This window comes from Aeromonas sp. QDB56, assembly GCF_027705505.1.
In the GTDB taxonomy this organism is placed as follows: domain Bacteria; phylum Pseudomonadota; class Gammaproteobacteria; order Enterobacterales; family Aeromonadaceae; genus Aeromonas; species Aeromonas caviae.
In genome coordinates this window covers 1-6,998 of record NZ_JAPDBZ010000174.1, presented here as the reverse complement: position 1 = coordinate 6,998, position 6,998 = coordinate 1, and the positions used below count along the sequence as shown (strand labels likewise).

At 64.4% G+C, this 6,998-nt stretch carries 8 protein-coding genes; all 8 read left to right on the top strand.

All coding sequences use genetic code 11. The features are described from left to right. Positions 1-278: 278 nt before the first annotated feature. Positions 279-542: a BufA1 family periplasmic bufferin-type metallophore gene (locus OKB81_RS18540; protein ID WP_010673595.1), complete on the top strand. Its 264-nt coding sequence runs from the start codon at positions 279-281 to the stop codon at positions 540-542. Positions 543-601: 59 nt separating this feature from the next. Next, the gene (gene bufB / locus OKB81_RS18535) at positions 602-1,444 is read left to right on the top strand and encodes an MNIO family bufferin maturase (RefSeq protein WP_270805365.1); all 843 of its coding nucleotides are present in this window, start codon (positions 602-604) and stop codon (positions 1,442-1,444) included. Between the two features lie 53 nt (positions 1,445-1,497). After that, complete coding sequence (locus OKB81_RS18530) at positions 1,498-2,250, top strand: HvfC/BufC N-terminal domain-containing protein (protein ID WP_270668150.1); 753 nt, start codon at positions 1,498-1,500, stop codon at positions 2,248-2,250. Next, positions 2,247-2,702: a DoxX family protein gene (locus tag OKB81_RS18525; protein ID WP_270668152.1), complete on the top strand. Its 456-nt coding sequence runs from the start codon at positions 2,247-2,249 to the stop codon at positions 2,700-2,702. Before OKB81_RS18530 ends, OKB81_RS18525 begins: the two co-directional genes overlap by 4 nt. Before the next feature lie 64 nt (positions 2,703-2,766). Beyond that, complete coding sequence (locus OKB81_RS18520) at positions 2,767-3,231, top strand: GNAT family N-acetyltransferase (protein ID WP_042864187.1); 465 nt, start codon at positions 2,767-2,769, stop codon at positions 3,229-3,231. 202 nt (positions 3,232-3,433) lie between these two features. Beyond that, positions 3,434-4,729, top strand: a complete 1,296-nt coding sequence (locus OKB81_RS18515) for a methyl-accepting chemotaxis protein (protein WP_270805364.1) — start codon at positions 3,434-3,436, stop codon at positions 4,727-4,729. 144 nt (positions 4,730-4,873) lie between these two features. After that, complete coding sequence (locus OKB81_RS18510) at positions 4,874-5,431, top strand: DUF3332 domain-containing protein (protein ID WP_221365674.1); 558 nt, start codon at positions 4,874-4,876, stop codon at positions 5,429-5,431. Between the two features lie 84 nt (positions 5,432-5,515). Then, a complete protein-coding gene (locus OKB81_RS18505) occupies positions 5,516-6,889 on the top strand; it encodes an HD-GYP domain-containing protein (RefSeq protein ID WP_270668154.1) in 1,374 nt (457 codons plus the stop codon). Positions 6,890-6,998 lie beyond the last annotated feature (109 nt).

Below are 6,998 nucleotides of genomic sequence, written 5' to 3'. Positions count from 1 at the left end.
ATGTTATTCACCCTGGCCAACCTGTTTCGGGCGGACCAAATGATACGTCAGTGGGAGAGATCTCACTAAAAACTGGGGATAACGCCTTAAATGGCGAAGAAACGGTCTAAATAGGCTGATTCAAGGCATTTGCGGGAGAAAAAATCGGCTAAAACATGAAGAAATGAAATGACTGAGTCAGCCGAGAAGAATTTCCCCGCTTATTCGCACCTTCCCTATTGAACGTAGCCGGATGATATGCGCCGGAGACATCACTCTCGACAACAAGGAATAGAGACATGAACGTGAAAAAGAGTACTGCCATCGCCTCTGCCATGACGGGTCTGCTGGCCCTGGGTGCCCAGTTCATCGCCGCGCCGGCCATGGCTGCGGATGACAAGGAGAAGTGCTACGGCGTGGTCAAGGCGGGCAAGAACGACTGCGCCACCAAGGGCGGATCCTGCGCCGGCACCGCCAAGATGGATGCCCAGGGGGATGCCTTCGTGGTGGTGCCCAAGGGGCTGTGCGAGAAGCTCGCTGGCGGGTCCCTGCAACCCAAGTAAGCCGCATGCCATGGTGTGGCGCCCGCCACATCATGGCCCTATCTATTGAGAGCCCAGCCATGAACCCCTTGATCGGTATCGGTTTACGCCCCCCGCACTACAACGAGATCCGCCACACCCTGCCCGGAGTGGGCTGGCTTGAGGTACACAGCGAAAACTACTTCGAGCGCCACAGCCAGGGCTTCGAGGTGCTGGCGGAGCTTGCGAGGCACTACCCCGTGAGCCTTCACGGAGTCGGCATGTCGCTGGGCTCCGCCGATCCTCTCGATGCCGGGCACCTGCGCCAGCTGGCAGCCCTGGTGGCGGCCATCTCGCCGGTGCGGGTGTCGGAGCACCTGAGCTGGGGCAGCATCGACGGGCGCTATTTCAACGATCTGCTGCCCATGCCCTACACCCGGGCCGCTCTTTTGCACATGAGCGACAAGATAGATCGGGTGCAGCAGACACTGGGCAGACAACTGCTCATCGAGAATCCCTCTTCCTACCTGCAACTGGCGGGGGAGATGGGGGAGGCCGAGTTTCTGGCCGAGCTGGCTGGGCGCAGCGGTTGCGGCGTCCTGCTCGATCTCAACAACCTCCATGTGAGCGCAGTCAATCACGGCCTGGAGGTGGACGACTATCTGGCGACTATCGACCTCGACACGGTCGGCGAAATTCACCTGGCCGGTTTTACCGAGAAGCACCTGCCTCAGGGGCCCCTTTATATCGATACCCACAGCACCCCCGTGGCCGAGCCCGTCTGGGCGCTCTACGAGCAGGTCTGCCAGCAGCGCGCCATCCCCACCCTGATTGAATGGGATCTGGCGATCCCCCCGTTGCCGGTGCTGCTGGGAGAGGCGCAGCGTGCCAGCGAGATCCTGAGCGCGGCACAGCAACCATCCAGGGAGGCCGCCCATGTCTGAGCTTGTTTTCCCGCAAGGTACTTGTGCGAGCGGGCTGCTCGGGGAGGCAGCCCATGTCTGAGCTTGCTTCCATGCAACGCGCTTTTGCGAGCGGTCTGCTCGGCCAGGATGATGCCATCCTCGGGCACATCCAGCCGGGACGCTTTGCCCCCGACGCCCTGTTGCAGATCTATCGCAACAACTTCATCCTCGGCCTCACCGAGGTGCTCGCCAGCAGCTACCCCGCGGTACGCGCCATGGTTGGCGAGACTTTCTTTGAGGCGGCGGCACGAGGGTTCGTGCTGGCGGCACCTCTGGAGGAGGGGAGCGTCATGGACTACGGGGAGGGCTTTGGCGACTGGCTGGTACGCTTGCCCACCACGGCCGCGTTGCCCTGGCTCGGGGATCTGGCCCGCTTCGAGTGGGGGCTGGAGCGGGTCTCGCTGCTTGCGCCAGAGACGCGGCACTGGCCCGCCGAGCGGCTTGCCGCCATGACCCCTGACCACTGGGAGCGGCTGGTGCTGCATCCTGCCTGCGATCTGCTGATCCTGGAGAGCCCCCATCCGGTGCTGGCGCTCTGGCAGATGGCCCTGCACGGCGGTGAGACGGTCAGGGAGCTGGATGCTGTCTGCTCCCTGGCACTCAAGAAACGCCCCGGACACCGGGTCGACCCCATTCCCCTGGATGCCGCCGCCTGGCGTCTGCTGCAAGGCTGCCTGCAGGGCAGGCCGCTGGCCAGCCTGCTGGCTCAGGATCCCGCCATGGCCGAACACCTAGCCCCCCTCATCACCCTCGACCTGCTGGTCGATCTGGAGCTTGCCCCATGACAATGCAAACCCTTGCCAGGCCCCTTGGCCCCCTTGTTGAACGCATCTTGCCCTGGTGCAGCGGTGGCCTGTTGCTGCTTGCCAGGCTCTGGGTCGCCACCATTTTTCTGCGATCCGGCTGGCTCAAGTTAACGGCCTGGGACAGCACCCTCTATCTGTTCGAGTTCGAATATCAGGTGCCCCTGCTGCCCTGGCAGTGGGCGGCCTATGCGGGCACTGCGACCGAGCTGTTGCTGCCCCTCTTCCTGCTGGCGGGCCTCTTCACCCGTCCGGTCGCCTTGCTGCTGTTTGGCTTCAACGCCATGGCGGTCATCTCCTACCCGGCCCTCTGGGCGGGGGGCTTTCACGATCACCAGTTGTGGGGCTGGATGCTGCTGACCCTGGCCGTGTGGGGGGCGGGCCCCCTGGGGCTCGACAGCTGGCGCCTTGCCCGTCGCTCGCCTCCGGCGTAAGGTGGCCGCACACGAGCCCTGCCTGACTGACTGACGGGTGGGAAAGGAATGCAAAGGAGAAGAGATGAAGGTTCGCGAGGCCCTGGCGGCCGATATTCCTGCCCTGACGACACTGCGCATGGCGCTCTTTTGCGAGGTGGGGGAACTTGCCCGGCCCGATGAGGATCCGGTCCTCAGGGAGGCGACGCAGGCCTACTTCATTCAGGCGCAGGAAGAGGGCAGCGCCCGTAGCTGGGTGGTGGAGGAGGAGGGCGAGGTGGTGGCGTGCGCCACCCTGGCACTCTTCGTGCGCCCGCCCTACCCGGGCAATCTGGCGGGGCGGGAAGGGTACCTGCTCAACATCTACACCCGGCCGGCCTGGCGCAGACGGGGAATGGCGAATGCCCTGCTGGTGGCCATGGTGGCGTATGCCCGCGAGCAGCAACTGGGCAAGCTGTGGCTCCATGCCAGCAGTGATGGGCGCGCTATCTACGAACGGTTCGGCTTTGCTGGCAATCCTGCCTGTCTCGAGTGCGTACCTGCCCGTTAGCCTCCTCTTTTTCTGCACCGGGCTGATCCTCTTTCACAAGGGCTGCGTACTGGGAGCCCTTGGCGGCATCGCCGCTTTTCTATACACTGCGCGCCCCATTCGTTTCAGTCGTCCGACCACTTATGTCGGCGCTGGCGGTGCCGATACCCTCTGTGGGTGAGGCCGTGGTGCCCATGGGGATGGTCAACGAGGAAGAAGTGTCATGTTCAATCAGAAGCTCAAAGCGCAGTTGCAGGCATGCCAGACCCGGCTCGACGAGGAGCAGGGCATCATAGAGGCGATCAAGGCGGGTGCCGCCACCGTCATCTTCAGCCCGGAGGGGATCATCCAGGAGGCGAGCACCCCTTTCCTGGCCCTGATGGGATATGGTGCCGCCGAACTGATTGGGCAGCCCCACAGCCAGCTCTGTCCAAGGGCCTGGGGGGAGTCCGGTGACTATCGCCAGTTCTGGCGCCGCCTGGCCCAGGGGGAGGTGCAGTCAGGCACCTTCGAGCGCGTGAACCGGCAGAGGGAGACGCGCTGGCTGGAGGCGACCTATTTCCCGGTGAAGCACCAGGGCCGGGTGACCCGGGTATTCAAGATTGCCAGCGACGTCACCGAACAGCACCAGCGGCTGGAGCGACTCGAAGCGCTGACCGAGGCACTGGACCGCTCCCGGGCCATGATCGAGTTCACCCCGAACGGCGACATCCTCCATGCCAATGCCAACTTCCTGAGCGTTATGGGTTACACCCTGAGTGAGATCGCGGGCAGGCACCACAGGATCTTCTGTGACGAAACCTTCCTGCGCGAGCAGCCCCGTTTCTGGGAGGAGCTGGCCCGGGGCCAGTTCAAATCCGGCCTCTTCATGCGCCACAACAGCCGGGGGCAGGCCGTCTGGCTGGAGGCGACCTACAACCCCATCCGGGATGGCAGCGGCAAGGTGGTACGGGTGGTGAAGTTCGCCAGCGACATCACCGCGCGCATCGAGCAGAACCACGCCACCCGGGAGGCGGCCCGCCTGGCCCACAGCACCGCCCAGGAGACCCTGCACAGCGCAGAGGAGGGGGCGGGCTTGCTGCGCGCCGTGGTGCAGACCTCTTCCCTCATCGCCTCCCAGGTGGATGAGGCCATCGCCCTCATCGGCCAGCTCAACGAGCAGTCCAGAAGCATCGAGGCCATCGTCTCGACCATCAGCGCCATCGCCGATCAGACCAATCTGCTGGCCCTGAACGCCGCCATCGAGGCGGCGCGGGCAGGGGAGCAGGGGCGCGGGTTTGCGGTGGTGGCGGACGAGGTGCGCCAGCTGGCCGCCCGCACGTCACTCTCTACCGACGAGATCGCCAGGGTGGTGCAGAAGAATCGCGAGCTGACCGCCAGGGTGACCGACGACATGGCCGGGGTGGCGGGCAGCGCCGAACTCGGCAAGCAGCAGATCGCCGGGGTGGACAAGCTGATGAGCGAGATCCACCAGGAGGCGGACAGGGTCTCCCAGACGGTGTCTGCCCTCTCCATCTGAGGGGCTGACCGCAAGATTGCCAACAGAGTGAGCGATCGGACGGCCAGGCTGAACCCTGGCTGTATGACGCCCCCCTTCGTCATTGTGCCGCCCGGCCCCCTTGTTTAGGCTGCCGCCTCCTTTTTATTGAGCAGGTAGACAACAATGGCAGTACGACAGAGAGGCAGGGCACTGGCCCTGCTGCTGGGAGTGGGGGCGAGCCTGGGGCTCGGCGGTTGCATGGGCCAGATGGGCCTCTCTTCCATGGTGACCAAGGGCAACCTCAGCGTGGTGGACAACCGCTACGGCCGTGCCGGCGTCTTCGTGCTGCTCTCCCCCGTCTATGGCCTGGCGGCCACGGCGGATCTCTTCGTGTTCAACACCATCGAATTCTGGTCCGGCAAGAACCCCATTACCGGCAAGTCGCCCGCCCTGGTGGATCAGAAGAGCGATGCGATCATCAAGGTGAACCAGCACCTGGATCCTGCCCTCAACCAGGTGCCGCTGGCCCTGCTGCCCCAAGGGGTGCGCGAGGTACAGGTGAGCTACCCGGACGAGCGCACCGCCCAGATGGAGATCCACTACATCGACGGTCAGCGCAGCCTGATGCGGGGAGAGATGCGCGGGGAGCGGCTGGATCTCTATCTGGACGACAAACTGGTCTCGACCCTGAGCCGCGAGCAGCTCGATGCGGCGGCAAGTCGGGGAGCGGTGCAGGCATAATTTGTCGCGCCCCTGATCCTTTACTCCCGACAAATGCTATACATGCCTGCGGGCAAGTACGCCCCGATGTAGAGGGAGTGGGCTATGACGGTAAACGGGTTGCGTTTGGCAGAGCTGATTGGTTCTCTCAGCCATGCCCTGGACATGACGGAAGGGCAGCCGAGAGGCCACTGCATCCGCTGCTGCTGGATAGGCTCTCGTCTGGGGGAGCAACTGGGACTGGATGCCCGGCAGCGCCACGACCTCTATTACACCCTGTTGCTCAAGGATCTGGGGTGCAGCAGCAATGCCGCCCGCATCTGCGAGCTCTATCTCACCGACGATCTTCACTTCAAGCGCGACTTCAAGCTGGTGGATGGCTCCCTCTCCGAGGTGGTCAACTTCGTGCTGGGCCACACCGGCTTGCAGGCGGATCTGCTGGGCCGTTTTCGCAGCCTGTTCCACATCTTTCGCAACGGGGATCAGATAGCCAACGAGCTGATCCTGACCCGCTGCCACCGGGGGGCGGACATCGCCCGCCAGTTGCGTTTCAGCGACGAGGTGGCCCAGGGGATCCTCTCTCTGGATGAGCACTGGAGCGGCAAAGGGCGGCCGCAACAACTGGCGGGGGAGGCCATCCCGCTCTTCTCCCGCATCGCCCTGCTCTGTCAGGTGGTGGACGTGTTTCACGCCGCCGCCGGGCCGGACGCGGCGATGAGGGAGCTGCGCGAGCGCAGTGGAAACTGGTTTGATCCCGCCTTGGTCAATGCCTTCGAGGCGCTGGCCGATGACGCCTTCTGGCAAGGGCTGGCGGATCCCGCGTTGGCGGAGCGGGTCTTCGGCCACCCGGCGGGGCAGGGGGAGGTGGCGCTGGATGAGGATTATCTGGACGAGATAGCGGCGGCCTTCGGCCAGGTGGTGGACTCCAAGAGCCCCTATACCGCGGGGCACAGCGGCAGGGTGGCGCTCTATGCCGACATCCTCGCCGCCCAGATGGGGCTGTCCGAGCCACGGCGACGCTGGCTCAAGCGGGGTGCCCTGCTCCACGACGTGGGCAAGCTCGGGGTGAGCAACGCCATCCTCGACAAGCCGGGCAAGCTTGACGAGCAGGAGTGGGCGGCGGTGCAGATGCATGCCGCCTACACCGAGGAGATCCTGGGCCGCATCGGCGCCTTCGAGGAGCTGGCCCTGGTGGCTGGCGCCCACCATGAGCGACTCGACGGCAAGGGCTACCCCAAGGGGCTCAAGGGGGAGGCGATCACCCTGGAGACGCGCATCATCACCACTGCCGACATCTTCGATGCCATCACCGCCAAGCGCCCCTATCGGGATGCCATCCCGGTGCCGCGGGCCCTGGAGATGATGGCGGAAAACCTGGGCACGGCCATCGACCCCGACTGCTTTGCCGCCCTGAAGGCGGGGATAGAGGACTTCTCCCTCTACCTCACTCCGGAGCAGCCCCTGGCTCGTGCAAGCTAAGGCGCGAGCCGGAGACAAACAAGCCCCGCATCGGCGGCAATGCTGATCAGTTAAGGATCCATTGACCGATCCTTCTGCTGTAGGACAATCCGGAACCAATCACTGGTTC

Coding starts and splice junctions, on each gene's coding strand:
- OKB81_RS18530 (WP_270668150.1), top strand. CDS start 1,498: ATGTCTGAGCTTGCTTCCATGCAACGCGCTTTTGCGAGCGGTCTGCTC.
- bufB (WP_270805365.1), top strand. CDS start 602: ATGAACCCCTTGATCGGTATCGGTTTACGCCCCCCGCACTACAACGAG.
- OKB81_RS18505 (WP_270668154.1), top strand. CDS start 5,516: ATGACGGTAAACGGGTTGCGTTTGGCAGAGCTGATTGGTTCTCTCAGC.
- OKB81_RS18520 (WP_042864187.1), top strand. CDS start 2,767: ATGAAGGTTCGCGAGGCCCTGGCGGCCGATATTCCTGCCCTGACGACA.
- OKB81_RS18540 (WP_010673595.1), top strand. CDS start 279: ATGAACGTGAAAAAGAGTACTGCCATCGCCTCTGCCATGACGGGTCTG.
- OKB81_RS18515 (WP_270805364.1), top strand. CDS start 3,434: ATGTTCAATCAGAAGCTCAAAGCGCAGTTGCAGGCATGCCAGACCCGG.
- OKB81_RS18525 (WP_270668152.1), top strand. CDS start 2,247: ATGACAATGCAAACCCTTGCCAGGCCCCTTGGCCCCCTTGTTGAACGC.
- OKB81_RS18510 (WP_221365674.1), top strand. CDS start 4,874: ATGGCAGTACGACAGAGAGGCAGGGCACTGGCCCTGCTGCTGGGAGTG.